Genomic DNA, 26,629 nt, shown 5'->3' on the forward strand with positions numbered 1-26,629 from the left:
GGTCAGCAGCAGGTACGTCGGTTTGGACGTCCTCAAGTTCCTGGTTCTCCTCATTCCTCAACGCGTGGTCGCGGGCATGGCGGACGTGCCGGCCCGTTCCTGCCTCAGGGGGCAGCGTGAGGGGCGCTTAAATGCGCAGGAGGCTGAGGTCGTGCAGGCCGAAGCGATGCCTGCCGCGATGATTGAACGCTGCAGTTGCGGCGATCGGAGCGATCTGGGGGCGCTGGCGTTGGAACCGCATCTGCCTGCAGCGGAGCGCGAAGACGATCAGGATCGCCAAGGCAAAGCCGCAGAGTATCCCGAGCAGGCAGGTGACAACACCGATCAGGATGTCGTCGCTGGCGGTGGTCTCCCCCACGGTGTCGGCGAAGTGTCCCACTGCGGCGTCGAAGGAGGTGGCTGCGACCGTGTTCGAGGCGGCCGCCGGCGCGGAGAAGCCGACATCATCGGCGTGGGAGACGCCCCACAAGCCCACGACGGTGACGATTGCGGCGAGGAGCAGCGTCGCGGCTCTCATCGTGAATCGTCGCCGCGTGATGCGGGCACTGCGGGGAACTGAGGACACACCCCGATTATACCGAGCGGGTTCAAGGCGATCATGGGAGTGGACTGACGCGCACGGCATACTGCACCCTATTGAAGAGCGATGAGCAGGCTGAGCAGGCCCATCACGAAGGTGTAGGGAGCGAGCGTCATCTTCTCGTATTTGCTCTTGGAGAGCAGGCTGAGGATCACACTGAACCCGAGGTGAGCGACGATGAGCCACATCACCCAGAAGCTGAACTCCCCGGGCAGCACAGCGATGGTGCCGCTGCGATCGAGGGCGATGAAAGCGATGAAGGCGTAGCGGAGCACAGCGGAGATCGCGCCGAGGCGGAGGTTGAGCGGGAGCGTGATGTGTTCCCCGCCCCACGCGTACTTGCCGAGCGGTGCACCGGCAGCCAGGGCGATCTGGAAGATGGCCAGCACGCCGAGCATCGCGGTGAGCGCGAAGATCAGGATCGTCGCCATCACTGCTCCTTTCCGAACTTCGCGGCGAGGTAGGCGTTGTAGGCGTCGAGTTCCGCGTCCTCTTGAGCTTCTCGACGTTTCGCTTGCCGCAGATCGCTCGTGCGCCACTTGGAAATGGTGACGATGAGCACGATGATCAGCGGCAGCTCGCCGTATGACCAGATCAGGCCGCCAGCGATGGCCTGGTCGAGAGCGCGGCTGATCCCCCACGCTTCGGGGTCGGTGGCGTACCAGCGGAACATGGGCTCGGTGCTGCGCAGCAGCACGAGCCCGAAGATCGCGTGGATCTGGATCTCGAGGAGCACGTCGACGATGCGTACCACGAACGATGGGGCGCGCGGCAACGGGTCGAGTGACCACAGCGGAGCGCCACCGATCATGCCGAAGGCGAGGAACAGGGTGAGCAGGATGAGATGCCCGGACGGGAGCTCGAGGAACCAGCTCAGGGTGTCGGTGAAGTACAGGGTGGGGAAGGCGACGACGGCGATGACGATCACGGTGGCCGGGTGCAGGAGCACCTGGGCGGTGCGCGAGCGGTAGGCGCTGAGCGCGGCGCGCATCACCGGCCGCCCGAGTCCCCGGCGCGGCGTCGCGCGCAGGAGCAGACGGCCGGGAGAGCCCATGAGCAGGAACGGGGGTGCGACGACCATGAGCGTGATCTGCTGGAAGAGCAGCACCGAGACGAGTTCCTCGGCGTAGGCGTTCGCGCGCAGTCCGGTGGCCGCGAACCAGAGGAGGCAGCCGACGGTGAACAGCAGCGTCGAACCGACGCCCCATCGTTTTCCCCGTACCCAGAGGGAGATCGCCCCGGTCAGGTAGATGGAGAGGCAGACGACGGCGAGCCAGGCGAGCGGCGACATGCTGCGCAAATCGAACTGGAAGAGGTCGCCGAGCTCGAGGCTGGCCATCGCGGGGTACACGGTCGGGGGTTGTCCTTACTGACGCTGGCGAGTGCTCGCCGGGGAGGGGGCTACTTCGAGTTCGCGGCGATGAACGGCAGCGGGTCGACGGGCTCATCTTCGACGCGCACCACCAGGTGCAGGTGGTTGCCGAATGACATGCCGGTGGTGCCCACGAGTCCGGCTTGGTCGCCACCTTTGACGGTTTGCCCGACCTGCCAGGAGTGGGAGTTTTCCTGCATGTGGCAATACCGGCTGATGACGTTTTGGCCGGCGACCTGGTGTTGGACTTTCAACGAGAAGCCGCAGCCGTCGGAGGCCCAGCCAGCTTCGGTGATCACGCCGTCGCCGACGATGCGGATCGGGGTGCCGCCTCCGGCGGCCATGTCCTGCGCGTCGTGGAAGCCTGAAACCGGTGCGGAGCGGTACCCGAAGCCATCGGTGAGGGGCACCTCCTGAGCGAAGGGGTATTGCAGCTTCGTGTCGGTGAGTCCGCTGACAGTGAGTGCCCCGCCACTCAGTCCGATCTCAGGAGCGGCGATGGCGACCGGGGAGATCGAGATCTCGTCCAGCAGCGTCGGGGCGTCGATGGTGCCTCCGGTGACGAAAGCCTGCTGTCGGTTCCCGAGCACGGGGCTGTCGGCGATTGCGGCGGTGTTCGCCGGGAAGACAGCGCCTGCCACGAGTGCGGCGACGCTGGCGAGCGCGGAGCTGCCGGCGATGAAGCTACGCAGTCGCGGACGGCGCCTGGCCGTGCCCGCCTCGCCGGCTGCCCCGCCCCCAGGGGCAGTCTCGGCTCCGGTGGAGGGATCGATGACGGACGGTGTCGAGGTCTGAGGACGCGTCGCCGCTGGCGCAGCAGCGGCTGCATGCTTGGATCGGCGGGGCTGAGCCGGGGCGTCGGCCGGACGGTCGTCGAGTTTAGCGGGCTTGATCCAGGTGCTCCGCCTCGGCCCCGCCGACTGCTCGGCGTGCCAGAGCCGAATCAAAAGACGACTCCGAGGACGAAGAACGAGGCAATGGCGACGCCAATGCTCACGAGCAAGCTGCTGAAGACAAAAAGAAAATGTTTAGCTTGAATCGGTGAATCTGTTGAGCTCATACTGTTTATCCTGATCGGGGGCGCTCGTGCGCCCGAGTGAGGTTCGAGAAGGCGCGATGCCGGACGGCTTCGTGCCGGTGGCAGCGCTCACGCGGTGCCCGGCAAGCGCTCAGAGAATGCGGCGCCTCGTCGAGGCGCGCGGAGCTTCGCGGGCTACCCGTTTGCGTGGGTTCCCGGTACCGATCAGGTTCGAGAGATTGAGTGGAGCAGCAGCAGTGGCTGCGGGCGCTTGGGGGTTCGGGGCAGGACGACCACCCACTCACGGAGCCTGCCGAGTCGTAGATGCAGCCAGGGTCGCCGAGTAAAGTGGACAACCAGCATGAGCGTGGCGAGCATGCCGAGCATGCAGATCGCGAGCAGATCGAGGTGCCAGCTCTGCACGCTGCCATGAGCGGCATGCTCCCCCTCCTCGACGAACGTGGCGCCCGGAGTTGCCGAGGCGGTGCTGCTGCTCGCCGAGGCGTCGGCCACGACAGGGACGATGGCGAGTTCGGCGCTGTGTGCCCGCAGCCCGACCAGGCCGAGGATGACGAAGGCGCCGACCCAGATGAGAGTCAGGAGCGCACGCCGCGACAGCGGTCGTCGCGCCGCTGAGCGTGCACCCTTCACTCCATCACCTCCTTAGTTATGTAACAATTTAGCATCGAAAGCCTCGGGGGGCCAGAGGCTGCTACTTCGCGATCGCCCCCTCGGGAGTGTCGACCCTCGTCGATCCGCGTCGGCGCAGCGGTCGGTAATATGGCCTTGGGCCTTGCGCCCACGGGCCTGCGCGCGGCCCGGATGCCGCTGAAGATCACGAGCACCTCGGCGAGCTCGTGCACGAGTATGACCCTGGCAAGGGCGAGTATGCCGAAGAGTGCCATTGGGAAGAGGAGAGGACGATGGCGAGGACGATGTTCCCCCTCATGATCCGGCGTCAGCTGACCCGCCCCACGGCCACACCCGCGATGCCGCCATCCCAGCAGTCACTGCGCAGGCTGGTACAGTCCTTACACTGCATCAGCACCCGAGACGCCATCCCTCGTTCATCTGCCTCCGCGCTCGATCGCCCGGCCCGCACGCTTCCTCGTCTTTGGACGGGCCGACCGCTGACGGCGGGTGTTCCTAACCGCTTCTTGGGGGCAGCGCGCCTGATCAGTGTCGGCCTGCTCTTTCAACGTCACCTAAACGTGCAGCAGACCCTAGTCATCCAAGCGCGGTCGATCTCCAAACACCGAGCACCTCCTACGACGTCACCAGCTGCATCAGCTCGGTGTAGCCGGTGACGACGCCATATTTGACTTCATTACCGTTCTTGGCATTGAGAAACGCAAAGAACTTCCGCGCGCACTCAGTCTTGGCGTCCTCCATGCCTTGAGTTGGAGGGTCGAAAGTGAGTCCTTGGTTTCAGCGACGAAGTAGACGTGCTTCACGCGCCCTTCAGTGAAGACGATCATCCAGTCTGGATTGTAGTCACAGACTGGGGTTGGGACGAAGAACCCAGGCAATGTCGTCGGTAGACAGCGACGGCTCGGTGACTTCAGTCCTCCATCTCGGCCCGCACAGGCTGACTATCCCGATGGTATCGGAGTCACGACGGCTTGAGTCGGGTTTTTCCGGGTCTAGTCGGCCAACGGGGCCTGAATGATGATAGTCAGGCAGACACGTGTCTCGAAAGCCAGGAGCTAACGGCAATGCGCCACTTATCGCGATCCGAGTTCCAGGACAGCGTGTGACCTGCGTCGAAGAGTTCAAGCTGTACAAGATCGGGACGTCGATTACGAAGCTTTTCGGAGAGGGTGGCGAGGACTGAATCGTCGCTGGCGCCATGAAGAACCAGGGTCGGCACGGTGAAATCATTTGCACGCTGCACCCAATCAAATTCTCGAAGTGGGATCCCGCTCGGCAGCCCGACTACGCGAGCCAGCGGGTCGCAGGTCAACCATGGAATAGCGAGTTGTCCTGCTGCCGCGGGCAGATTACTTCGCACACAATTCGCTTTGATCACCTCGACCCAATCGAGCACCGGTGAGTCGAGCACGAGACCTACGACTAGCTGCGCATAACCCGACCTGTGCGCGAGCTGTAGTGCGATCGCGGCACCCATCGACCAACCAAACAACACGAGCTGTTCGGCTCCACGACGAACTGCATAACTGATCGCTGCTTCGACATCTTCTATCTCTGTGGCCCCGAGTGTTGAGCGACCGCCCCCGATGCTCAGGCCGTCACCGTCGTTACGGTAGCTCACGACGAGAGACGTGTACCCCAGATTCGTGGCAACTTGCACGCCGCGAAGCGTGCCTGCGCGGGAGCTGCCAAGACCGTGAATATGAATCGCCCACGTCGACGAGCTGCCACCGACCCGCCATGCGGGTGCGCACCCCGACGGGGTGTTGATCATGATGTCATGAGCTTCGAGCCCCGCATCCGCTGGAGTAGCAAAGTAGATGCCGCTCCACGAGACACGATCACCCACTTGGAGGGTGGGGCCGTCGGAAGTTCCGGTGACTTCACGGGCGATTCGGTTTGGACCGCGACCCTGCATCACGCTACCGAGCTGCACCCAACCGCCTCGTTCGAACCAAAGATTGTAGACACCTTGTGCAGTGGTGTCTGGCGTGCGGTCGAGCACAATCCAGCGCACACCACCGTCGTCTTCAATGCCGCGAACAACGAGGTTGAAGGTTCGCATGCCGACGGGCGCGGTGAGCTTGCGGGCGATAGCCCAACCAAGAGCGGCTGCACCTGCGCCCAGCAGCGCGACGCCAGCGCCGAGGGTATGCCCCACTCTCACGACGACTCCGCTTTGACCTCAACGTCAGAGGTCTTGCGCCGGTTCGTCTTCGGCACCTTCACTCCCAACAAGTGGGCCTCAGCACGTTCGAGCAATGTGCGGTCGGCATCGTCGATGGCGAAGGTCACTCGTGGGTCGATCATGGCGTCACGTATCTCGACGATGTGGCGATGCAATCGTGCTTCGGGTTCTTCGAGAATTCCCGGAGTGGGGTGGCTCCCGCTGAGACCAGGTCTGAGGCTGGTTGCATCACGCCAGATCGGGTCGAGCTGGGCGACGAGCACGTCGGTCTGCACATCACGCAGGCGCTGCCGGAGCGAGCGCATTGCAGGCTGCGCAATGAAGCCCGCACAAAGAAACAGGAACGTCGCGATCATGAGCGGCCCGTATGCGGGATCAACCGCATACATGACACTCAGTGCGCCGGTGACGTGTGCGACGTCCATGATGATCACGGTGGTGCACAGTGCAATACCGCAACCAGCTCCGACCGCCAGCAGCATCGCGGGCACTCGAAGCACGCCTGAAGCGAGTCGCAACTGCCGCATGGCCAGCACGAGCATGGCGGCGACAACAATGCCGCAGTACGCGAAGACGGTAATCGAGTAGATCGCAGCAGCGGGATGAGCGCCAAGATCACGCATGAACTCTGTGGTCGTCTCGCCGCGGTCGATGAAGAAGAACAGTACGGCGACGCAGGTAAGTGCAACGACGAGCGCCGGGAGCCCGACGGCGATCTTGACCAGTTGGGGCCGGTAGTCTCCTGCCTTCATCACGCCCCGGCCCAGAAAGAAGAGACCCGTCATGAGCAAAGCATCGCTCGCAACGGTGACAAGGTTCGTTCCACTCAGTGCGGGATCGATCGCGAGGTAGATTTCGTCGATATTGAGCGTCATCGCAAGCGCGATGGCAACCGCAGCGTAAGTAATACTGCGGTCGGCACGCCCTCGCCGCAGAATGAGCAGGCTTGCGACCAGCGTCCACATGACGCCTGCGACAAGCATTTGGATCAACCGAATATCTCCGTGTAGCTCGTCTCCGCAAACGCCGACCCGCGGATGCCCGCGGCCAGGCGATCAGCCAAGCTTTCAGCGGCGATCTCGTCTTCTGATTCCACGTCCTTCCGCGCCAGCACACGGGAGCGTAGAGAAGCAGGAATGTCGGGGAACAGTGTGTTGTGTACGACATCGTTGAGCGAGCAGCCTTCGCCATCACAGTGACCAAGAATGATGTGCGCGAATTCGTGCAGCACGAACTGCTGGCTATGAAGGGCCGAGTCTGTACGGGCGTGGAGGATCACATCTTGATCCTCGCCGTAGAACAGCAACGCACAGAGCCCGTTGTTATCGCCTAGCTCCGCGAGTTCAGTGACCCGGATCTCTCGCCCTCGTTGCCGCTGCACAGCATCGGTGAGTGCGGCGAACGTGAAGTTTTCGCCCAGCTGCAAGCTCGCGACTGCGGTTGTTACGGTCTGTTCGATATTCACTGCGTGCTCACTATCTGCTTCGGACGCATCCTCGGCGCCAGCCTTGTGAGCGACACCGGTGGCGCTCGCTTAGTGTGTCATCTCTTGATCCAAGAATTGGCTGATCGCCCGAAGCGTTTCTGGCGAAAGATCACCGAGAGTACGCGTCGCATACGATTTCACTTTTGCTGCCCGCATCGAGCGCACAAGATCAATCTGGGCCTTCACCTTCTCGGGCGTTGAGGCATCGCTATCACCGGTGATGAAGTCGACGTCAACGTCGAAGAACTCGGCGAGCCCCGCAAACACCTCAGCGTCATCGACCTTTCGGTGTCCGTTGATCATGTAGGTCCAGCGGGATCGCGACAGGTTCGTACCGCGCTCTCTCAAGAATGCGGCGATCTCCGAGAACGACGGTTCAGCACCGGTCTCGGCAGCTTTGACGTCGAGCAGCAGACGCAGACGTTTCTCAAGAAGCTCGGCCGCGGCCTTGTTCTGATCTTCGGTCTGTTGCATAGTGCCCTTCCCTTCGGGATGGGTTTGGCGATGGTCAAACGGCACCTCTTGAGGTGATTACGCATGATCAATGTACCTCTTGGGCATGCTCAAATCAAGGGTTGCGCATGCTCAAATGTGATGTTAGACAGTAGATCACATGATTTTGGGCATGCTCAACGACGGGTGTTGAGCGTGCACCCGTCTCTGCGCCGAGGAGGTGCACCATGCGCTCCACCCATGCCAAAAGCCGGTTACTCTGTCGCCGATCCGGACACCCACGCGTACCTCTCAGATGTACTGCCGCACGAGTTCGCCGCGCGGCACGTCAGAGAGGAGATCCAGTTATGGCCACGATCGAGGATCGCCAAGCCGCCAGAGACGCAAAGCTCGATGAGCTGCACGAAAAGCTCGCGGGGGCCGTCGAAGAACTCGTATCTGGTGACGATTGGAAGCGGGCCTTGACGTTCGGGGCCAACTTTCGAAGCCGTTCTTTCAACAACACACTGCTGATCTGGGTGCAGCATCAGGCGGCCCACGAGCAAGGCCTTGTGCCTGATCCGATGCCGACCTACGTCGCCGGATACAAGCAATGGCAAGATCTCGGCCGCCAAGTGCAGAAGGGGCAACCCGGGTATCAGATCCTCGCGCCCGTCACCGGCCGCTTCGCTTCTGCCACGCCAGCAAATGCAGATTCATGGAGGCGACTAAAGAAGTTCGAGAAACCTCGGCCAGGTGAGGCGGTGCGATCAAAGATGATCGGCGTTCGCCCGACCTACGTGTGGGATGCCTCTCAGACCGCAGGCGATCCACTTCCTGAGCTACCCGCCCCGACTTTGCTTGAGGGCGAAGCACCCGCCGGGCTGTGGGAAGGGCTTGCGAAACAGGTTGAATCCGCGGGATTCGCGTTGGGCGATGCACCAGATACATCATCAATTCACGGGGCAAATGGCGTCACGAACTACACCGATAAGACCGTGCTCGTGCGCGCCGACATGGATGCAGCGGCACGGGTGAAGACCCTCGCGCATGAGTTGGGACACGTGCTTATGCACGACCCCGAGAATGCTGACGTACGACTGCACCGTGGCATCGGAGAAGTCGAAGCAGAATCGGTCGCACTAATGATCGGCGCAGCGCACGGCATGGACACCAGTGGGTACACACTCCCATACGTCACCACCTGGGCGGCACAGGTCGACGGAAAAGAACCCGTCGACGTGATCAAGTCCACCGGCGACAGAGTACGTGCCACCGCCATCAAGATTCTCGATCAGCTCGACACCCCCATGACCGGCAACGGTACCCCTCCGGGTATCGAGCGGGAATCGACACATCGCAACGTCGCGGCAGCTCAGCGTGCGAGCGCTTCACACACGCCTTCGGCTACTGCTGCCCCAAAACAGGTGGCGCTGGCAGACGTGCGGGGAATGCGATGAGTTCATCGAAAGTGTTCACCACAACGCTCGATCATGTTGATCGCGGGATGCCGCTCGAACAGGGCGCACTCGCTTTTGCCGGCTCCGGCTTCCCTGTGTTCCCCTGTGCCGCAGGCGGGAAGCGCCCCGTCGTTGCGGGCGGATTTCATTCGGCCCGCAGCGATCCCGAGCTAATTCGTCGCTGGTGGACCGCGACTCCCTCCGCAAATATCGGGATGCCGACCGGTACAACCTCTGGACTCGTTGTCGTCGATGTAGACGTGCACGGTTCTGTCAACGGCTACGACGCTCTCGATGGCGCCTGGCGCGCGGGATTGCTGAGCGGCTGGGAGGCCGCGGTCAGAACTCCATCCGGTGGGCTCCATCTCTATTTCCCCGCAGACCCGAATATGGAACAACGCTCGTGGCAATCTGCGCGGGCGGGAATCGATTTCCGTGGTGATGGCGGATACGTCATCGTCCCTCCCTCGCTTCGCGTGCTCGATGGGCAATCACGGCCATACGAGACACTCCGGTTGGCTCGTGAACCTGGTCGTGCGCTCGCTTCGCAGCAACTCCGCGACTATCTTGATCCCCCGCAGCGTAACGAGGCGCATCAAAGTGGGCGGTCAGCACAGCAGCCTGTCGATGTGCAGCGCCTCGTAGATTGGGTTGCGCGGCGCCAAGAAGGCGAACGCAACCATGGACTCTTCTGGGCCGCTTGCAAAATGGCTGAACAGCGAGTGTCGACAGTCGAAGCGCTCGAAGCACTGAGTCCCGCCGCTGAGCGGGCGGGCCTCAGCCGCCGCGAAACGACGGCGACCGTGCGGTCGGCTTACCGAGCGGTGCAGGGCGCCCCTCCGCAGCAATCGATACGAGTCAGCGCATCGACTTCACACGACCGACCGCCGCCTTCATCAACCTTTCGGGTGCTGTCATGAGTGACTTCGACGGACGACGGTGGGCAGTATCGACAGCTGTGGCAGGCACCGTCTTCATTGCTGTGGGAGCCTTCTGGCTGTCGTTCACCTCGCTCGCAGACCTTGCCGCACGGTCTGGAATTGGTGATGGCCAAGCATGGGCATGGCCACTGATTGTCGACGGAGTCATCGTCGTCTCGACCGTCGCCGTCGTCGCGCTGGCCGGGGCCCGCGCCGCCTGGTATCCCTGGGCACTACTCGCTGGTGCGGCAGCCGTGTCGGTCACGGCGAATTCAATCCATGCCGTAGTCGCTGCGGATGCCGATGTGCCGAGCTTTCTTGCCGCTGCGGTCGCCGCAGTTCCGCCCGTGGTCTTGCTGGCGATCACGCATCTCACCGTGCTCCTCATCCGGACTCCCGCGACTACTGAAACAGCCGAAAGCACTGAGACGTCAGCCATTCAGACCTCACCCCAAGACTCTGCGATGACGTTGCGCGATGCCGGTTGGTCGAACAAGGCCATCGCACGCGAACTGAATGTGCACCCTTCCACCGTGGGGCGCTGGTTCGCCAGCATCCCGCTCACCGTTGAGGACCATAAGCCCTCCCCCGCAACGACATCCGACGAGGAGCCAAAATGAACGAGATAGAGAAGGATGCTTTGACTGCCAGCACCGATCGTCATCTGGGAAACGATCATCTCTTGCCAGAAGCTGTCGAGGCCGCGAGCGTTCAGCGTCGGCGCACGCGTGCGGGAGTCGATCCATCGGTCTACCGAGGCCGAGGAGTCGAATGGGTGCGTCCGACTGACCTGATTGCACGCGGGAGTTCGCGCGTCGCCGGGGCGGGGATCAACTTCCAGACCGAACTCCGGCGCCGCACGTTTGAAGTGACTGCGGCGAGCGCTCGCGGCATCGCAGACCGGGCCCGGCACCTCCCGCCGTTATCCGCGTTCGGCCATGGCAATTCCCGACATGGTGCTGAACGAGGCGCGATCGGGACGCACTGATCGTTGGTCATGACCTCTCATGGGCACTTCACGGACACCTCAGACCCCGCTGGGGAGCGGGCGCGCACCTGCTTGCCAGGAGGTTCCCACACCATGACCAATTCAAGCCACTCTGCGTCACAACCTCGCGAGGACTACACGACCAGCGAGGGGCTCCGCGCCCTCCTGCATCGGCTGCACCGCTCGGGTTCACATACCTGGAAGCACGACCGCGTCGCCGCTGACCTCGCCGCATTTGCCGCAGAAAAGTACGCGGCGTTGGCTCGCAAGCATGGCCTCGATCCGTGGGAGGCAGCGTCGGCAGCTTTCGATGTGATGAGGACGCGATCCGCTCGTGAGGCGATTGATCCTTGGGCCGTAGTCACCCGCGGTGTTCAAGTCACCTGCATCGCTGAAGAGCGGGGACAAGGATTGCTCTGCGCGACCCATCAAGCACGTCGACCCCATATTTCTGCGTTCCATGACCCGGAGCGCTTTGCCGACCGAGAGAACCCACTGGCCGATTATCACCCGGCATTTCACGTGGTGGACCGGTACTCGGTCGCTGAGGACGATGACCCTGACGTTACCCGCGACGTTGACACTGCGCGCCGCGCAATCGACGCGTCGATCACTCTGTTTACAACGTTGGGCTGGCCCGAAAGCACTGCCCGTACGGCGATCGAGCACGTTTGCAGCGCGGTGGTACGTGCTGGGTCTCGACAGAGTGCGTACGAACTACTGCGTCGAGACAAGCACGCCCGAGCACTGCTCGATTTGCCCGCCGACTCTTGGTCGGCGCTATTGCAAGTGTTGCTCGGGCACCCTCATCCCGCGTATCGCGCGACGAGCACCGGACGAGGCATCCTTCTCCGCATACTCGTCGGTGAAGCGCTCGCAACGCTCCTCAGCGACGATGCCCTCGTCACAGCTATCGCGATGTCGGTCCCCGTCCACGGGAGCAACCAGTGAGTCGGGACGGCGGACACATCGAGTTGGACCGTGCAGTCGAATCGATCCGCGTTGGGCGGCGTCACCGCACTGGACTCGGCGACCTCGACTCGCTCGCAGCTTCGATTGAGCGTGACGGTTTGCTCCAACCGATCACGGTCACGCCCGACGGGATCTTGGTATGCGGTGCGCGACGATTGGCCGCGATCAAACAGCTCGGCTGGCAGCACGTCAAGGTTTGGGTGCGTTCAGGTATCTCGGGAGATCTCGCGCACCTGCTTGCTGAACAAGATGACAACATGCTGCACAAGCCGCTCACGCAGCTGGAGAGTGCAGCGCTCTATCGGGAGATCAAGGCGCTGATGGCTGAGGATGCCGCTCGTCGGCAGGAAGCCTCACGCTTCAGTAGCGAAAATCAGCCGGGAAGTGACGGTGCAGCAAATTTTGCGCCACCGTCAGAATCACCGGGACAATCTCGCGCCCAGGCCGCTGCGATGATCCCCTATGGTGCTTCACACACCACGCTCGAGAAGATCAACTACCTGCAGCAGATCGCTGAGGACCAAGATCAATCAGAGACAGTTCGTGTGGGAGTTGCCGCCGAGCTCGAACTCATCGGTTCAGGCGAGCCGGTACACCCGAGTTATCTGCGGGCCCGCCAGCTTGTCGCGGAGGCGGACTCCGATGCACCTGAGGAAGATGTCGCGAAGCTGGCGGAAGAAGCTCTGGCGCGTCTCAAGAGCACGCCGCGCACCAAGCGCCGCTCTTCGCCAAGTCCGCAGACGAATCGTGCGGACAACGACGAGCCGTGGCCAGTTCGCGCGTTCGTTGTTACCTGGACTGAGCTCGATGGGTGGTGGCGTCACTTTGATGTCGACGACCTCGCTCTCAAACTGAGTGCTGCTGAAGTCGAGTTGTTCTTGCGGGCAGTGGATGCGACCTCAGACTTCGCGGAGCGACTCCGAACAGCGCTCGATACCAACGTTGATACCGCTGAGCAGCCAATGGAGATAAGGAACCTCCGAGCGATCTGATGCGCGGCCGACGCTGCGCACCTTCCAGGCATGAAGCTTCTGACCGCTCCTCGTTCCCGCCGCACCGTTGTCGCCCTCATCGCCACCGCAGTCGTGGTGCTCCTCATCACCGGTGTTGGCGTCTACGGACTCATCACCGGATCACGTGGGCACGGTGAGTCAACCGGCCCGGTCTCACCAACTACTGAACACGATCCTGGACCCTCGAACGCCCCTGATAGACCGGCGCCTCGGATTCCGGCAATCCCCCGCAGCACCGATGCCGAGACCTTTGCACGCAGCGTCGCGACGGCGTTGTTTACCTGGGACACCGGCAGTGGATTCCTTCCGCTGGACTACACCGAGGTCATCCTCGACGTTGCAGACCCGAGCGGCGCCGAGCAGCCCGGCCTCGCAGCCGATCTTGCAACCTACTTACCCACGCACGATGCCTGGACGCAACTGCGTCAGTACGCAACGCAGCAACACTTGGAGATCACTTCCGCGTACATGCCGGATGCCTGGGCTGACGCCCTCGCGCAAGCTCAACGAGGCCAGCTCCCCGACGGTGCCACCGCGTTCACGATCGAGGGAATCCGCCATCGCTCCGGCGACTGGAACGGTGACCCGGTCAGTGCCGACCAACAGGTTGCCTTCACAGTTTTCATTGCCTGCCCGCCTAAAGACGCCTGCTATGTGCTGCGGCTATCACAGCTAAACAATCCGCTGCGCTAGGAACCCAGCTCATGATGAAGAAACTCGCGATCGCAGTCGTCTCTCTCATGTTCCTCGCACCGACGCTGGGGCTCGTCACCGTCGGCCTCGTGATGAATCCCGCCGCTATTGCGTGTCTCTCATCGTCAAGTCTCACGCTCGGTAACGTACCGGACTCTCTCGTGGTGACAGCTGCTAATGGGGAGACGTTCACGCTCAACAAGCAACAACTGACGCATGCCGCAACGATCATCACCGTGGGCTCAAGCATCGAAGGTGTCACACGCGAGGGCGTGCAGATCGCACTCATGGCCGCCCTCACCGAGTCAACGCTGCGGCAACTCGCGAACACCGGAACCTACCCAGAATCCGGGAGCTACCCGAACGACGGAAATGGATCCGATCACGACTCGCTCGGCTTGTTTCAAATGCGCCCGCAATCGGGCTGGGGATCTGTCGCCGACCTGATGGACCCCGAATATCAGGCTGCTGCGTTCTTCGGTGGACCCTCCGGTCCCAACTATCCATCGCCTCGCGGCCTGCTCGATATCCCCGGCTGGCAGAGCATGGGCAAGGGCGAAGCCGCACAAGCTGTCGAGGTTTCGGCGTACCCGGATCGGTACAACAACTACGAACCCGTTGCCGAGAAGATTCTCGCAACGCTCACGAGCGGTGCCTCGACGTCGTCGACGACTGCTGCGTCAACCACGACTCCGTCAATGACATCGCCACCACCAACCGACGCAGTGACGAAATCCTCCCGAGTCGTATTTCCATTGCCGGAAGGGTCTTGGGTTCACACTGGCGACTTCGGGCCACGCATTGACCCCATCACAGGCGAGAGCGCCTTCCATACCGGCACCGATCTTGCCGCGGCCGACGGGACACCCATTCTCGCCGCAGCGGATGGAGTGGTAACTGTCGCAGAGTTCTCCGGCGGTTGGGGAGGGCTGATCGTCATCGAACACCGCATCGACAGCACTACCTTCGCCACCGCGTACGCGCACATGTGGCAAACCGGCATCCACGTCACCGTCGGAGACCGTGTCATCGCCGGTCAGCACATCGGTGATGTCGGTTCATCGGGGCGCTCAACCGGACCACATTTACATTTTGAAGTCCGTCCAGGCGGCACCTATGCGGAGGCGATCGATGCGGCGAAATGGCTCAACGATCACGACGCCGCTGATCTCCCAGAGGCGACTGCTGGTGCTGGATGTTCTGCGATGACAGGAGGCACGTCATGAATGTATTTCCAGACTTCGGCAGCATGAGCGGCATCGGTGATCTCAAGGTTGTCATCGGAGCGATGCTCACGATCATCCTTGTTGTCGCCGTCCTCATGATCATCGTCAGCGCAATCATCTGGGCCATCTCGACCTCCAGCGGCAACCCCGCGGTCGCGGCTAAGGCACGCGCGGGGGTCTTCGTAGCTCTGGGCGCCGCGATCCTCGCAGGTGGCGGCGTGACCTGGCTGAACTGGCTGATTAGCGTCGGTGAGAGCTTATAACCCAAGACTCTTGTTAGCTAGGCAGCGAAACATGTCTCTCGTGATCACTATTTTGAGGTCCTCGCGATGGCCTCGACTGCAGCTTGCACCAACTTGACTAGCTCCGCGTTTGGGGCCGAATCGGATGATTGGTCAGCTTTCTGTTCTGGAACCCATGCCCGGCCAAAGGCCTGCCGCACGAAAGTAAGTTTCGCTTCATCAGAACCTTGGACTCCCTGAAGGAACGGAGTTAGCGCGCGGAGTTCAAGCTCCTGCCGCTTGAACGCAGTCGCACGTGAGAGAGACTGACCGCCGAATCTGAACGCCACAGCAGCAACACCCCCGATACCCGTAGTCAACCCAAGCTTGAGTGCTACTTGGGGCCATTCGAGCCCGGCTTGCGCGTCACCGAAGGCAAAAAGAAGAATCCAAATGCCCATCGCACCCGCAAGTATGCCCACCCCGTAACCGATGTACCCAGCGACTCGATCCCAACGAGCAGATTTCTTGTATTCGTCCCCAAGGATATCTCCGGAAGCGAGGTTAGACATGTTGACGACGCTCGTCCTCAGTTCTTCAACTTCCTTCAAAGCTTCATCAGCTCTGTTCGCAGCAGCCATTATGCCCTCATACTGCGGGCGCGCTTCCTCATCGAATCTTTCTTCTTGTTGTTCAAGCCACTTTCCGAAGCGCTCTTGGCGCTCACTTTGAGCTTTAATGAAGGCCTCGTTTGACTCGGTGAGTGCCGTTGAGATCCGGGTTTCGTCCTCACCAATTCGAGAAGTTAAAGCAGATATTTGAGAACGTAGATTCTCTACAACAATGGTCTGCTCTTCCAATTCGACCTTGTGCCGCTCGATCATCTGATCGCGATCACTTTTCAGCGCCTGGATTTGAGCTGATAATAGCTCCCGAGACTCATCAAGTTGACTCAGGTACGCCGATGCCGCTCGGGTAGCAGCTGCCTTCTTTGCTCCGGCCTCATCCGCCCGTGGGAACCGCGAGAGAGAACTCCGAACCGCGTCGAGATACGGTCCAGTTGCGTTGTCAAGATGCGATTTATGACCTGCAGGGTTCTGGAGATAGTTGTTCAAACTTGTGCCGACTTGAGACCAAGCGGCGTTCAGCTCATCGAGGAGGGGCGCACCAATAAGGAACAGTTGATCTGCTTCTGAAAGCGCAACAGCGTAGGCACGAACTTGTCGAACTTCATCGAGTTCTGATGAAATAACGGCGTCTCCGAGCTCATCAATCTGGGTAAGTGCGGATTCGACATCTTTCAGCGCTCCCCATATCTGATGAGATGCGAACAAGTCTTTTTCCAAATGAAGCTCCAAGCTGCTGAACAAGAACCGACTTCGGCTAAGTAACATCACACTACTGCTTGCCACTAACTAATCCGATTGACCAAGTTGGTGGGCCCCGCAGCCTCTGGAACACCCGGCACCGATAGTGCACCTGGCTCTCGACCATGTTTCGCCTGCCGCCGTCGGCGGTGTTCACGCAAAAGGAGCCATCGTGTTTGAACTCATCACGACCATCGCCGCAGTCCTGCCGATGGACATCGACATCACACCGAATGACTCCGGCCTGCCGGGGATCGCGCAGTTGCGGACCATCGTCGGAGCCGTCATGACCGTCGGGCTCATCCTTTCCGTGCTCGCGCTGATCATCTCCGCGATCGTGTGGGGATTTGGATCGAACTCGTCGAACCCGCACCTCGCGGGTCGCGGCAAGCTCGGTGTACTCATCTCGTGTGGTGCAGCTGTCATTTGCGGCGCATCCGTGACCCTGATCAATTTCTTCTGGAACGTCGGACAACAGGTCTGAGGCTCACCCATCCACTACTTCAGGGAGGCCTTCGATGAGTGTCTGCGATATCCCCGTCATATCCAACGTCTGCGATGCCGTCGGTGAAGGCGCCGCGACTCTGGTGTCGGCGCCCTTCGACTGGCTCGCCTCCACGATGGGTCAAGCCGCGGGCTGGCTCATCGAAGCCATGTGGACTGTCTTCGACAGCACGACTCTCGTGGACGTCCAATCAGAGGGTTACCTCGATGTCTACAACCTGCTCTTTGGCATCGGTGTCTTCATCGTCTTGCTGTTCTTCTGCTTCCAACTCGTCCTCAGCCTCATCAGACGCGAGCCCGCCGCGCTCTCACGCGCAGCACTCGGCGCAGCCAAAGCCGTTCTCGGCTCCTTCGTCGTCATCACATTGACGGCAACTGCCCTGGAGATTGTGGATCAGTTATGCATCGGTGTCGTCCAGGCGGCAGGAGAAACCACCGAAACTATGGGCGACAAGATCGCGCTCCTCACCGCCGGGCTCACCACAATCAACATCGCGGCTCCAGGCGTCGGCGCGATCGTTACGATCTTCCTCGCCGGGCTGATGATCTGTGCGGTCGCGATTGTCTGGTTCTCGCTCCTGATCCGTAAAGCGTTGTTGCTCGTTGCGATCGTGCTCGCACCCATCGCATTCGCTGGAGCGGCCTGGGATGTCACCCGCGGATGGATCGGTAAATGGGCCGCGTTCGTTGTCGCGCTCATCATCTCCAAACTCGTCCTCGTCGTCGTGTTCCTCATCGCGATCACGCAGGTCTCAACGCCGATTGAGGCCGATCTGTCTTCCGTGACTGAACCGATCTCAGGCATCGTGCTGCTGTTCATTGCAGCCTTCGCGCCATACATGGTCTACCGGTTCATCTCGTTCCTCGGCTTCGATCTTTACCACGCGATGGGAAGCGAGCAAGAAGCAAAGAGCGCCGTGAACCGGCCCGTGCCCGTGCCGTCGAAACCGCAGAGCGACGGAGTTAAGAAGGTGCTCGATGGTGGCTCCGGCGGCGGTGCGACGCCGAACGCCACTCCCGCAGCAACTGGTGCGCCCAGTACCTCTGCTTCAGCTGCCGGTGCGGGAGCAGGATCTGGCGCGGGGGCCAGCGGTGCTGCCGCGGCGGCTGGCCCCGCGGCAGCGGTCGTCATCGGCGCGGAGGTCGTCAAAGGTGCCGCTACTGCCGGACCTCAGCTTGGAGGTGCTGTTGGCGGGACAGCCGAATCAGCGGCCGCTGGTGCGGATGGCTTGGGCGCGGCTTCCGCCGCACCTCATTCAACGCCTCAGCCTCCCGCGCCTCGAACCGATCCTGCACCGCCCAGCACCCAGCCTCCACAGCCGCGCACGGCAGGAAAGGAATAGCCCACCATGTCGAAGGACTACGACGATCAACGAGCCGGTGATCTCGTCCCGGTCAAGTTCTCCAGGCTAACGCGACGGGGGGTCTTGCTTGGCCTATCACTTTCGCAGCTTGTCGCACTCGGACTTGGCGTGGGCTCGCTGGTGGGGGCTTTCTATACCGGAGGCGGCATGTTCATCGCGTTCTCGGCACCCGTGTGGCTTTCCGCAGTAGCAGTGGTGTGGATCCGGATCTCTGGGCGGGCAATCGTCGAATGGATTCCCGTTGTTTTCTGGTGGATCTGGAAAATTACCGGCGGTCAATTGATCTACCGACGACGCGTTGTGAAGCCACGACCTGCGGGTTCGCTCGCGCTACCCGGCGACATGGCACGGCTTCGTGAGTATGAGGATCCGATCACGGGCGCCGGGATGGTTCATGACCCGACCGCGAGCACTCTCACAGCCATCGTTGCCGTCTCTCACCCAGCATTCGTGCTCCTCGATCCCGGCGAGCAGGATCGGCGCGTCAGCTCTTGGGGGCGTGTGCTTGCAACCGTGTGTAGGTCTGGTCGGCTCTCGATGCTGCAAGTGCTTGAGCGCACCCTGCCGGACTCTGGCACCGGGCTCGCAGAATGGTGGGCCTCGCACGGCAGTGCCGATGGTTCATGGGCGTCAACGACGTACGCCGAACTGATTGAGCGCGCCGGGCCCGCCGGAGAACGCCACGCTACAACGCTGTCCCTCTCGCTCGATACGCATGCTGCGACTCGGCAGATCCGCACTGCCGGTGGCGGAATCCGCGGTGCTGCAGCTGTCCTTCGCCAAGAGATGTCCACGTTGATCGCTGCGCTGCGCTCAGCCGACCTCGCCCCGTCCTCGTGGTTGACGTGCGGCGAGATCGCTGTGATTCTGCGTTCGGCGTATGACCCGGCGATCGCAGCGACACTCGAACGGCACGGTGAACTCGGGCAGTCACTCGCCACGGCAGGGCCGGTCGCCGTGAACGAATCTTGGTCCCGATTGCGGACAGACTCGGCTTTTCATGCAGTGTTGTGGATCTCAGAGTGGCCGCGGTCGATGGTCTACCCGGGGTTTTTGGCACCGGTACTTCTTTCGAGCGGAATACAGCGTTCCTTCTCGTTGCTCTGCACCCCGATGCGATCCGACCAAGCCGCACGCGACATCCGAAAGAAGAAGACGGAGTACATCTCAGACGCCGCCCAACGCCAACGGATCGGGCAGATTGAGGATGCTTCACAGACCGCGGAGTTCCAGGACGTTCTCCAGCAGGAAGCTGACCTCACCGCAGGGCACGGCGTTCTGCGCTACACCGGACTCATTTCGGTCTCTGCGCGAACCGCTGACGAACTCGACGCCGCAGTCGCCGCGATCGAGCAAGCGGCCATTCAAGCATCTTGCGAGACCCGCCTCCTCGTCGGCCAGCAGGCTCAGGCGTTCACCGCTGCGGCGCTGCCACTTTGTCGCATTGCCTAGCAAATTACTTTGGAAACAACCAGCAGCCGAATACAGCGCATCGCAAACGGACCTGGTACGGCAATCACCTTATCAGACTGCAATACGTCACCCTCTTTAGTTGAAGCAGTCGAGCCTCCATACCTACAGATCGCTTGGATCGATTGCTAACCGTAGCTTAGGTTTCATATCGCTTCCCGAAGCGATAACTTCATCGATCTGCTGAACAGTAAGTCGACTTGCTACTGCAAGGTCAACACTTTGTGTCCCTGCACTATTAAGCATGTCAGCTGCGCGTCCAAGTAGCGAAGGTGATTCGGGCGGTCCCAGCGATCCAGCCTCTGGAAACCCTTGCATAGCAAGATGCTTACTTGCGCTCCGATATGCGTAATCTCCCCACAGTTTCAGATCATGTGCACGGTAGGCGAGCGATTTCAGACTCACGCCCCACCTAGTTTTCAGCCTCAACAGCTCGTCCCAATTCACTTTTTGCGGAAGTTCACTTCCAAGCTCTGCTGTTGGCGCAAGGAACTCCGCTGCGAATCGCTGCGCTTGGTCCTCAATGATCTTAGATCCGGACTCAACATCATGATGCATGACCAAATGTCCCAGTTCATGCGCAGCGTCAAATCGACTACGAGCTTTGTCGCTCTTTGCGGATGAAAGCAGCACAAGAGGTCTCGAGCCAACGTTGGTAGAGAAAGCGTCAACCTTACGGTCGATTTCGTCAGGTAGCCGAAGAACGACCACTCCGTGTGCTTCCATCAGACGAACAACATTCGAGATCGGGCCCGGCTCCACCCCAAGCTTCAGCCGTGTCTGAGAAGCAAGTTCAGCGATTTGTTCATGACTGGGCTCCTCCTCGACCGGGTCGATGATGTCTGTCAGCGTTGGAAAATCCACGTACTGTTCGAAGACGTCCACAACAGCCAACGCGATCTCAGCGAATGCCAAAGCTTGATCTCGAGCAATCGCGGGAGTCGCACGCAACGATCGAAAGTGAGCTGCACTGGCAGGCACCTGTTCAATCGTTCTGCCCCTCTGGAAAAATTCAGATGGCAGGCCTAATGCAAGCGCGAGCTCTGCCACAACTGCATTCGTAGGCCGAGAAGCTCCGCGCTCAAACTGAGTGATGGCCGCTGCAGTCACGGAAGTTTTGGCTGCAAGCGATGTCCGCTGGAGCCGCCGTAGTCTCCTAGCTAAGGAGAGTCTGCGTCCGTCAAAGTCGACCGAGGTGCCAGTTAGCCGTCGATGGCGTGCACGTTGAGCAGGGTCGAGTTCATAGTTCACAGTACGTTCCCCTCAGCTCGCCGCGGCTTCAATTTGATGGTCGGAATCGGAGCAGGTCGGCTTTCGAAGGTTGCAGCTCTTCCTCCTTCTTCTTCCGTGCTTTCCTTGGCAGAACGCGGTGCAGGTTCATCCCACCACACGGGCACGACAGCGAGCCAACGATCCTGAGTCGTAGTTGGAATCCCGAGCCAGCCCGCAGTCAGACCAGATGAAAGATCTGCTCCCCAGAGAAGGAACGCATCGCGACAATCGAGAACAGCGTCCGACGCTCGGGGTGAGTTGATCTCAAATAGCGGGGTCATCTCTGGTCGTCGGACTGGTGGACTGTAAGAATCGTGGTTGCGGGTTGCAGCGGATAGTCGCGCTTCGCTGCTGGTCCAGTCAAAGTCGGCGACAAAATTGGGGCGTCGGCCTGCGGTGTGGGGTGTCTTGACTAGACGCACATCGACCTCGCCCATCCGGATGATTAGGGCTGTGAACTCTCGGGTCGCCGTGATGCCCGATTCCCTCCATGCAGCGTCGCCATTGATCGAAGAGAACAAGCGATTAGCAAGGTTCTTACTCGAGAGCATGCTCAGAGTAAAGGCGTCGTCGAACAGCTCATCAGGCTCGTGACGAGCTCTATTGGCGCGCCAAACGTCGACTACGGAATCGCGAACGAGCGAGTCCAGTCCATGTTGCGACAGGGCTAGCTGCATCGCGTTGGCACGATCTTCCCCGTGCGGATCCCATGACATCATGTAGCCAGTAAAGCAGAACCACCTCATTTTGAATAGTCGCCACTCTAAAAAAGTACAATCAGCACACATTTGCTCTAAAATTAAGTGAAACTGCAGAATACCTGTTGCCATAGTAAAAGAAACGTGCCATCCTAATCTCGTAGGGATAAAGCAGTAGCCTCACAGAGCAAAAAGGAGCATGCCCTTAATGAAGAAGCAGCCACCCAATGCGGGCAAACCTTGGACTGCAGCGCAGGATGCGCAGTTGCGTCGAGAGGCAAGCGGGAATACACCCACGCGCGTGATTGGTCTCCACCTGGGGAGGACGGATAATGCAATTAGCAATCGCGCGAGTGATCTTGGAGTCTCTCTAAAGCCCACGAACCAGCGTCCCTATGGAACACGGAAGAAGTAGTCACCTGATGCGCGTCGTAGTGAGTGGGTCACGATGATGAAGTACACTGCATCCTCCTTTGGAGACACCGTTATGCGTGACTTTGTCGCTCGGCGCGAGGGCCGAGCTGTCAGTGAACTCTATGCATCCGCCGCATCTGAGACAAAGGCGCTAGGCCATCCCGCGTTCGAGGAACTCGAAGTAGGTGAGCGCCGCACTGCGCCTCTTGCTGTTGCCTTCCTCGATCTAACAGATTTCACCGGTCGCACCTTTTGGGATGACGAAGTCGAAGTAGTTGACCTTGCGCATGCCGTGCTTACAGGCTTTATTGAAGTAGTGCTCGCACACGGAGGCTTTCCACTCGGACTTCGTGGTGACGGGCTATTCGCAGGTTTTGGTCCAGGCAACCCTCAGGTGGACACGACCATGGCACTCGGCGCTTGCGCTTTTGCCCTTGGCGCTGTGGAGTCTGAGGTGAACCCGCGGCTGGAAGCACGAGGGATTCATCGAGTTCAAACACGAGCAGGACTGGACTACGGCCGAATAACCTTCGTCCGAACCGGGAGCAGGCATCACAGCGAAGTGAATCCGCTCGGCTTTGCCGCCAACTTTGCGGCAAAATGTGAGAAGAAGGCGAACTCGTGGGAGATAGTCGTGGGAGAGGGGCTTTCCTCACAACTGCCGCAGGCCACATCCTTCGTCGAACACGCAGAATCCCCTAAGTCGTACCAGCGTGACTATGAACGAAAGTACTACCACTTCTACAACTACCGTTGGCGGCAAGCACTGCCCCATCTCGACGGGATTGCACGTCAGCTCAGCGGAAACCCTACTTCGACCATCGCGATCAGCTAAGACAGGTTCTTTCATGAGTATTGCTTCACTACTTCACCATCACGGGGTCGATGTGCCCCGATACGTCACCGTCAATGGGCAGGTTATTTTTGATGACGTGCACTCAACATCCGTCGGCTTCGCACACAGCACGTTTGGTTCCGTGACGCCAGTGGCGAACCACACTTTTCACGGTGGCGACGAAGCCGCGGATAACGTTAGTCTGCACGAAGATGTTTGGTGGAATGACGACACGCGACTTCAACGTCATATCTCAGCCATGGAGCAGGCCTTCCCCCGATTCATATACTTGGCAGCCGCGGATGGTGTCGGCCCTTGCTGGGGAGGTGAACTCGATACTGGCCGCGGAAAGTTCAAAGTGATTGTAATGACTCGCGGAGATGAGGGGCTCCCGCGTGTGGCCGTCATCGGGCCCAAGCTGGGCGCGCATGCAGGTCGTCGCTGGATACCAGCACCTCATCTCTACCTCAATGGAAACCTATGCGTTGCCGACGAGAGCGAGTGGGATCCATCGGTTCACAGCGTCGCAACAGCTACAGCTTGGGCTGCACACTGGCTCGCGGCCTACACCGAATGGAGAATGACGAGGCAATGGCCCGTGGCAGGGGTGATGTCAGTTGCGTCTTAAACGCAAACGGAGTGCACCTAGCAGCGACAGATCTGAAGATGGCAGCGCCCAAGCCATGGATCAGATCGCTAACTGGGTGAGATTTGCAGATACGAAAGCAACGGTGCTCACTGCAGGTCTTGGCGTAGCCGTCACTATACTCGCAAGCAACGCAACACAAATTTTCAATGCCGTGCAGCAGAACTGGATCTCTGGGCTGTGTATTGGAGGGCTGTGCTTAATTGCCTTTGTTGCTTTTCTGTGGGCGCTGTTCTGGCTCGTCCGAGCCATCATCCCTCAACGTCGGGTCGACTATGGGCAACCCAACAGGTTCTCTTGGCCATCACTTGCCAATACAACGAACACTAGTCTCCGGGACCACCTTTCCAGTTCCTCCGCTTCAGATGATGCTTGGCAGCAGGTTATTGACCTTTCGAAACTTGCAAATCGCAAGTTTGCCGCTTGCACGAAAGCCATATACGGATTCAGCACGCTGCTCCTCAGCGGATTTGCCTGCGTTATCGGCGCCCTGATTGTCACCATGTAACTCGCCGGCTCCCGCGGTGCACCTGGATGTTGTCTGGAGCAACATTTCAGGAGGTCACCATGCCCACGTTCTACGATCCCGGCGCTGATGCCGGTGAAGCATCCGGAGCTCTGCGCGGGTTCGTGCACGCAACACGTACCTTCGAGAATCCGCAGGAACTGTACAGCGTTCTTGGCGACCTTCTGTCAGGTGTACGTTCGCTCAAGCAGGTACTTGATCAGCTCGCTGCAGCCTATGTCGAGAATCGCCCTCGCGCGTTTGACGACCACGGTGACCATGCCATCGGGTCGAAGGATGCCCTTGCGGCCGCGGACGAACTCCACCAGGCCGCGGCCTTCCTCGACCAGGCAGAGGAACGACTCGATGCCGCAGCAAGTGCTGCGAGTCGAGTCGCTTGGCGCGAAGTTTCAGACGCTGATCCACAGCCGGTTGCTCGGTGGATCAGTGTCGTCTTCTTGCAAGGCCCAGAGGCAGATGAGGTTCTCGACATAATCGACGGAGACGGTGCTCTTGCCGGGCTCGACCATCTGAAATCCTGGGACTTCGGTGACGAGACCACAAGCGCGGCAATGGAGAACGGATACGTCTACGACGCCCCGCCAAGCGGGCCACTTGAGCGTGAGGTAAGAGATGGTGATTACCATCTCGCTTACAGCCACAGCTTCGACCACGTCGCACTGTATCGACTCCATGGGGTTGAGCCAGCTGATCAACTACCCGATGGTAACCGGACCCTTGGCGCTCCGTCAGCATCGAGCCGAACCCGTGAGCAACAGCGAACATCATGGTTTGAGCCCGCTAGCATCACGGCGATCAAGCAGCAGCGGGGTCTAGTGCTATGAGCCGTGATGACTCCGGGCGTCTGCACACATCGGTCCTCGTCGCTCCGGCGTCAGAGAAACGGCGCGTGCGTAAGCAGCGCACTCAGGCTGCCGCGAAGTTGCAGGCTGAGCAGCAGAAGGCTGAACGTCGGGCGGCCCGCGCAAAATACGCGGCCGAACTGGCAGAACGCCGGGCGACCACATTTCTCCCTGCTGCTGGAGAGCCCGGCCCTGCCCAGCTGCGATCTCCTGGAAAGCTCCGCCTACCGCGGCATCAAGACACCTCGGCAACCCTCGCTGGCGCGTACCCGTTCCTGGCCGAAGGCGGTCTCGGACCCGATGGCGTCTTCGTTGGGCAGGATCTGTACTCCGGAGGGTCCTTCGTCTATGACCCATGGGTACTCTATGCGCGCGGCCTCATCACTGCCCCAAACCTCGTGCTCGCAGGGATCGTCGGATCCGGAAAATCCAGCTTGGCGAAAAGCCTCTATACCCGGTCCCTCCCGTTCGGCCGTCGCGTCTACGTTCCTGGCGACCCAAAGGGTGAACACACCGCGGTAGCCGAAGCCGTCGGCGGCAAGGCAATCGTGCTCGGCCACGGACTCTCTACCCGGCTGAATCCTCTCGATGAGGGCTATCGACCCGCAGGAATGAGCGAGGAGAGTTGGTCAGCCACAGTCTCGGCACGACGGCGCGACCTCATCGGCGCACTCGCGGAGACGGTACTGACGCGACCGCTCACTCCACTGGAACACACATCCATCGACACAGCGCTGACTGAGGTCGTGCGCAGTAACGACGTGCCGATCCTTCCGATGGTCGTCGATCACATCCTTGCCCCGGCCTCGGAAGCGGATCTCGATGGGCGTCTCGCTGAGGACGGACGACTCGTTGGACATGCGCTGCGAAGGTTAGTCTCGGGTGACCTCGCCGGGCTCTTCGACGGCCCGTCGACAGTCACGTTCGATCCGACGCTGCCGATGATCTCGCTTGATCTGTCACGGGTGACAGAGAACTCGACGTTGATGTCGGTGCTCATGACGTGCTCGTCGGCGTGGATGGAGTCCGCGCTCCTCGACCCGAACGGTGGCCAGCGCTGGTGTATCTATGACGAGGCATGGCGTCTCATGTCTCATCCGGCGTTGCTGCGACGCATGGATGCTCACTGGCGGCTCGCTCGTCACTACGGAATCGCGAACATGCTTATTTTTCATAAGCTGACTGATCTAGAGAACGTCGGAGATCAAGGATCCGCAATGCGGGCTCTGGCCAACAGCTTGCTCGCGAACGCCGAAACGCGGATCATCTACCGGCAGGAATCTGATCAGCTTGGAGCAACTGCGAAAGCGCTTGGGCTCACCGGCACCGAGCAGAAGCTCTTGCCTGGGCTCGGTGTGGGCCAAGGACTCTGGCGCATCAAGGACCGTTCCTTCGTATGCCAGCACCAACTGCATCCCGGGGAACTGGAACTCTTCGATACCACCACCAGAATGACTGGCAAAAGCTAGAA

General features: G+C 60.5%; 29 protein-coding genes and 2 pseudogenes. 17 read left to right on the forward strand and 14 right to left on the reverse strand.

Annotated elements, in window-relative coordinates; genetic code table 11:
* Window positions 1–127: 127 nt before the first annotated feature.
* The 11 genes and pseudogenes from ACR0R4_RS10370 to ACR0R4_RS10415 form a co-directional block, all read right to left on the reverse strand.
* The gene (locus tag ACR0R4_RS10370) at window positions 128–565 is read right to left on the reverse strand and encodes a hypothetical protein (protein ID WP_238560329.1); all 438 of its coding nucleotides are present in this window, start codon (window positions 563–565) and stop codon (window positions 128–130) included.
* Window positions 566–633: 68 nt separating this feature from the next.
* Complete coding sequence (locus tag ACR0R4_RS10375; protein ID WP_433647320.1) at window positions 634–1,011, reverse strand: hypothetical protein; 378 nt, start codon at window positions 1,009–1,011, stop codon at window positions 634–636.
* A complete protein-coding gene (locus ACR0R4_RS10380) occupies window positions 1,011–1,919 on the reverse strand; it encodes a cytochrome c oxidase assembly protein (RefSeq protein ID WP_233615402.1) in 909 nt (302 codons plus the stop codon). The genes ACR0R4_RS10375 and ACR0R4_RS10380 overlap by 1 nt, the downstream gene beginning before the upstream one ends.
* Before the next feature lie 62 nt (window positions 1,920–1,981).
* On the reverse strand, window positions 1,982–2,899 hold the full coding sequence (locus ACR0R4_RS10385; RefSeq protein WP_433647321.1) for a M23 family metallopeptidase: 918 nt from the start codon (window positions 2,897–2,899) through the stop codon (window positions 1,982–1,984).
* Window positions 2,900–3,195: 296 nt separating this feature from the next.
* On the reverse strand, window positions 3,196–3,621 hold the full coding sequence (locus tag ACR0R4_RS10390) for a hypothetical protein (protein ID WP_433647323.1): 426 nt from the start codon (window positions 3,619–3,621) through the stop codon (window positions 3,196–3,198).
* Window positions 3,622–4,236: 615 nt separating this feature from the next.
* On the reverse strand, window positions 4,237–4,362 hold the full coding sequence (locus tag ACR0R4_RS10395) for a hypothetical protein (protein WP_433647429.1): 126 nt from the start codon (window positions 4,360–4,362) through the stop codon (window positions 4,237–4,239).
* 14 nt (window positions 4,363–4,376) lie between these two features.
* Window positions 4,377–4,499, reverse strand: a pseudogene (locus tag ACR0R4_RS13085) (restriction endonuclease); the annotation flags it as partial.
* 146 nt (window positions 4,500–4,645) lie between these two features.
* Window positions 4,646–5,788: an alpha/beta hydrolase gene (locus tag ACR0R4_RS10400; protein WP_433647325.1), complete on the reverse strand. Its 1,143-nt coding sequence runs from the start codon at window positions 5,786–5,788 to the stop codon at window positions 4,646–4,648.
* Window positions 5,785–6,792, reverse strand: coding sequence for an MAB_1171c family putative transporter (locus ACR0R4_RS10405; RefSeq protein WP_433647327.1), 1,008 nt, complete (start codon window positions 6,790–6,792; stop codon window positions 5,785–5,787). Before ACR0R4_RS10405 ends, ACR0R4_RS10400 begins: the two co-directional genes overlap by 4 nt.
* Window positions 6,793–6,797: 5 nt before the next feature.
* Window positions 6,798–7,274: a hypothetical protein gene (locus ACR0R4_RS10410; protein ID WP_433647329.1), complete on the reverse strand. Its 477-nt coding sequence runs from the start codon at window positions 7,272–7,274 to the stop codon at window positions 6,798–6,800.
* Window positions 7,275–7,343: 69 nt separating this feature from the next.
* The gene (locus tag ACR0R4_RS10415; protein WP_433647331.1) at window positions 7,344–7,769 is read right to left on the reverse strand and encodes a hypothetical protein; all 426 of its coding nucleotides are present in this window, start codon (window positions 7,767–7,769) and stop codon (window positions 7,344–7,346) included.
* Window positions 7,770–8,095: 326 nt separating this feature from the next.
* Here ACR0R4_RS10415 and ACR0R4_RS10420 point away from each other — a divergent pair, with 326 nt between their 5' ends.
* The 9 genes and pseudogenes from ACR0R4_RS10420 (at window position 8,096) to ACR0R4_RS10460 (ending at window position 15,262) form a co-directional block, all read left to right on the forward strand.
* Window positions 8,096–9,187: an ArdC-like ssDNA-binding domain-containing protein gene (locus tag ACR0R4_RS10420; protein WP_433647333.1), complete on the forward strand. Its 1,092-nt coding sequence runs from the start codon at window positions 8,096–8,098 to the stop codon at window positions 9,185–9,187.
* Window positions 9,184–10,107 carry a bifunctional DNA primase/polymerase gene (locus tag ACR0R4_RS10425; protein ID WP_433647335.1) on the forward strand — a complete coding sequence of 308 codons (924 nt, stop codon included), beginning with the start codon at window positions 9,184–9,186 and terminating at the stop codon, window positions 10,105–10,107. Before ACR0R4_RS10420 ends, ACR0R4_RS10425 begins: the two co-directional genes overlap by 4 nt.
* Window positions 10,104–10,727, forward strand: coding sequence for a DUF2637 domain-containing protein (locus tag ACR0R4_RS10430; RefSeq protein WP_433647337.1), 624 nt, complete (start codon window positions 10,104–10,106; stop codon window positions 10,725–10,727). Before ACR0R4_RS10425 ends, ACR0R4_RS10430 begins: the two co-directional genes overlap by 4 nt.
* Window positions 10,724–11,095: a hypothetical protein gene (locus tag ACR0R4_RS10435; RefSeq protein ID WP_433647339.1), complete on the forward strand. Its 372-nt coding sequence runs from the start codon at window positions 10,724–10,726 to the stop codon at window positions 11,093–11,095. The genes ACR0R4_RS10430 and ACR0R4_RS10435 overlap by 4 nt, the downstream gene beginning before the upstream one ends.
* 93 nt (window positions 11,096–11,188) lie before the next feature.
* Window positions 11,189–12,046 carry a hypothetical protein gene (locus ACR0R4_RS10440; protein WP_433647341.1) on the forward strand — a complete coding sequence of 286 codons (858 nt, stop codon included), beginning with the start codon at window positions 11,189–11,191 and terminating at the stop codon, window positions 12,044–12,046.
* Window positions 12,043–13,059 (forward strand): ParB N-terminal domain-containing protein, encoded by a 1,017-nt coding sequence (locus tag ACR0R4_RS10445; RefSeq protein WP_433647343.1) that lies wholly within the window; start codon window positions 12,043–12,045, stop codon window positions 13,057–13,059. Before ACR0R4_RS10440 ends, ACR0R4_RS10445 begins: the two co-directional genes overlap by 4 nt.
* A 30-nt stretch (window positions 13,060–13,089) precedes the next feature.
* Window positions 13,090–13,773, forward strand: a complete 684-nt coding sequence (locus ACR0R4_RS10450) for a hypothetical protein (RefSeq protein WP_433647345.1) — start codon at window positions 13,090–13,092, stop codon at window positions 13,771–13,773.
* A gap of 11 nt (window positions 13,774–13,784) precedes the next feature.
* Window positions 13,785–14,984 (forward strand): annotated as a pseudogene (locus ACR0R4_RS10455) (M23 family metallopeptidase); the annotation flags it as partial.
* A gap of 11 nt (window positions 14,985–14,995) precedes the next feature.
* Window positions 14,996–15,262, forward strand: coding sequence for a DUF6112 family protein (locus tag ACR0R4_RS10460; protein WP_433647347.1), 267 nt, complete (start codon window positions 14,996–14,998; stop codon window positions 15,260–15,262).
* 47 nt (window positions 15,263–15,309) lie between these two features.
* Here ACR0R4_RS10460 and ACR0R4_RS10465 read toward each other — a convergent pair whose 3' ends face one another.
* A complete protein-coding gene (locus ACR0R4_RS10465) occupies window positions 15,310–16,566 on the reverse strand; it encodes a hypothetical protein (RefSeq protein WP_433647349.1) in 1,257 nt (418 codons plus the stop codon).
* Between the two features lie 232 nt (window positions 16,567–16,798).
* Here ACR0R4_RS10465 and ACR0R4_RS10470 point away from each other — a divergent pair, with 232 nt between their 5' ends.
* Genes ACR0R4_RS10470 through ACR0R4_RS10480 form a run of 3 tightly spaced genes read left to right on the forward strand, consistent with a single transcriptional unit; the run spans window position 16,799 to window position 19,907 of the window.
* The gene (locus tag ACR0R4_RS10470) at window positions 16,799–17,071 is read left to right on the forward strand and encodes a DUF6112 family protein (RefSeq protein WP_245190222.1); all 273 of its coding nucleotides are present in this window, start codon (window positions 16,799–16,801) and stop codon (window positions 17,069–17,071) included.
* Window positions 17,072–17,105: 34 nt separating this feature from the next.
* Window positions 17,106–18,434: a TrbL/VirB6 family protein gene (locus ACR0R4_RS10475; protein WP_433647351.1), complete on the forward strand. Its 1,329-nt coding sequence runs from the start codon at window positions 17,106–17,108 to the stop codon at window positions 18,432–18,434.
* Between the two features lie 6 nt (window positions 18,435–18,440).
* The gene (locus ACR0R4_RS10480) at window positions 18,441–19,907 is read left to right on the forward strand and encodes a PrgI family protein (RefSeq protein WP_433647353.1); all 1,467 of its coding nucleotides are present in this window, start codon (window positions 18,441–18,443) and stop codon (window positions 19,905–19,907) included.
* 123 nt (window positions 19,908–20,030) lie between these two features.
* Here ACR0R4_RS10480 and ACR0R4_RS10485 read toward each other — a convergent pair whose 3' ends face one another.
* Together ACR0R4_RS10485 and ACR0R4_RS10490 are read right to left on the reverse strand one after the other, a co-directional pair.
* Window positions 20,031–21,176, reverse strand: coding sequence for an ImmA/IrrE family metallo-endopeptidase (locus tag ACR0R4_RS10485; protein WP_433647354.1), 1,146 nt, complete (start codon window positions 21,174–21,176; stop codon window positions 20,031–20,033).
* The gene (locus ACR0R4_RS10490; protein ID WP_433647355.1) at window positions 21,173–22,027 is read right to left on the reverse strand and encodes a hypothetical protein; all 855 of its coding nucleotides are present in this window, start codon (window positions 22,025–22,027) and stop codon (window positions 21,173–21,175) included. The genes ACR0R4_RS10485 and ACR0R4_RS10490 overlap by 4 nt, the downstream gene beginning before the upstream one ends.
* A 355-nt stretch (window positions 22,028–22,382) precedes the next feature.
* On the opposite strand from ACR0R4_RS10490, the gene ACR0R4_RS10495 reads away from it, so the two are divergent.
* From ACR0R4_RS10495 to ACR0R4_RS10510, 5 genes are all read left to right on the forward strand, one after another.
* A complete protein-coding gene (locus ACR0R4_RS10495) occupies window positions 22,383–23,144 on the forward strand; it encodes an adenylate/guanylate cyclase domain-containing protein (RefSeq protein WP_433647356.1) in 762 nt (253 codons plus the stop codon).
* 259 nt (window positions 23,145–23,403) lie between these two features.
* On the forward strand, window positions 23,404–23,772 hold the full coding sequence (locus ACR0R4_RS13090) for a type II CBASS E2 protein (RefSeq protein WP_504362688.1): 369 nt from the start codon (window positions 23,404–23,406) through the stop codon (window positions 23,770–23,772).
* A gap of 55 nt (window positions 23,773–23,827) precedes the next feature.
* A complete protein-coding gene (locus ACR0R4_RS10500) occupies window positions 23,828–24,298 on the forward strand; it encodes a Pycsar system effector family protein (protein WP_433647357.1) in 471 nt (156 codons plus the stop codon).
* A gap of 59 nt (window positions 24,299–24,357) precedes the next feature.
* Entirely contained in the window at window positions 24,358–25,140 is a 783-nt protein-coding gene (locus tag ACR0R4_RS10505) for a hypothetical protein (RefSeq protein ID WP_433647358.1), read from the forward strand.
* Window positions 25,137–26,627: a putative type IV secretion/conjugal transfer ATPase gene (locus tag ACR0R4_RS10510; protein ID WP_433647359.1), complete on the forward strand. Its 1,491-nt coding sequence runs from the start codon at window positions 25,137–25,139 to the stop codon at window positions 26,625–26,627. The genes ACR0R4_RS10505 and ACR0R4_RS10510 overlap by 4 nt, the downstream gene beginning before the upstream one ends.
* The last annotated feature ends 2 nt before the right edge of the window (window positions 26,628–26,629 follow it).

This window comes from Leucobacter fengyongliangi (assembly GCF_050971685.1).
Classification (GTDB): Bacteria; Actinomycetota; Actinomycetes; order Actinomycetales; family Microbacteriaceae; genus Leucobacter.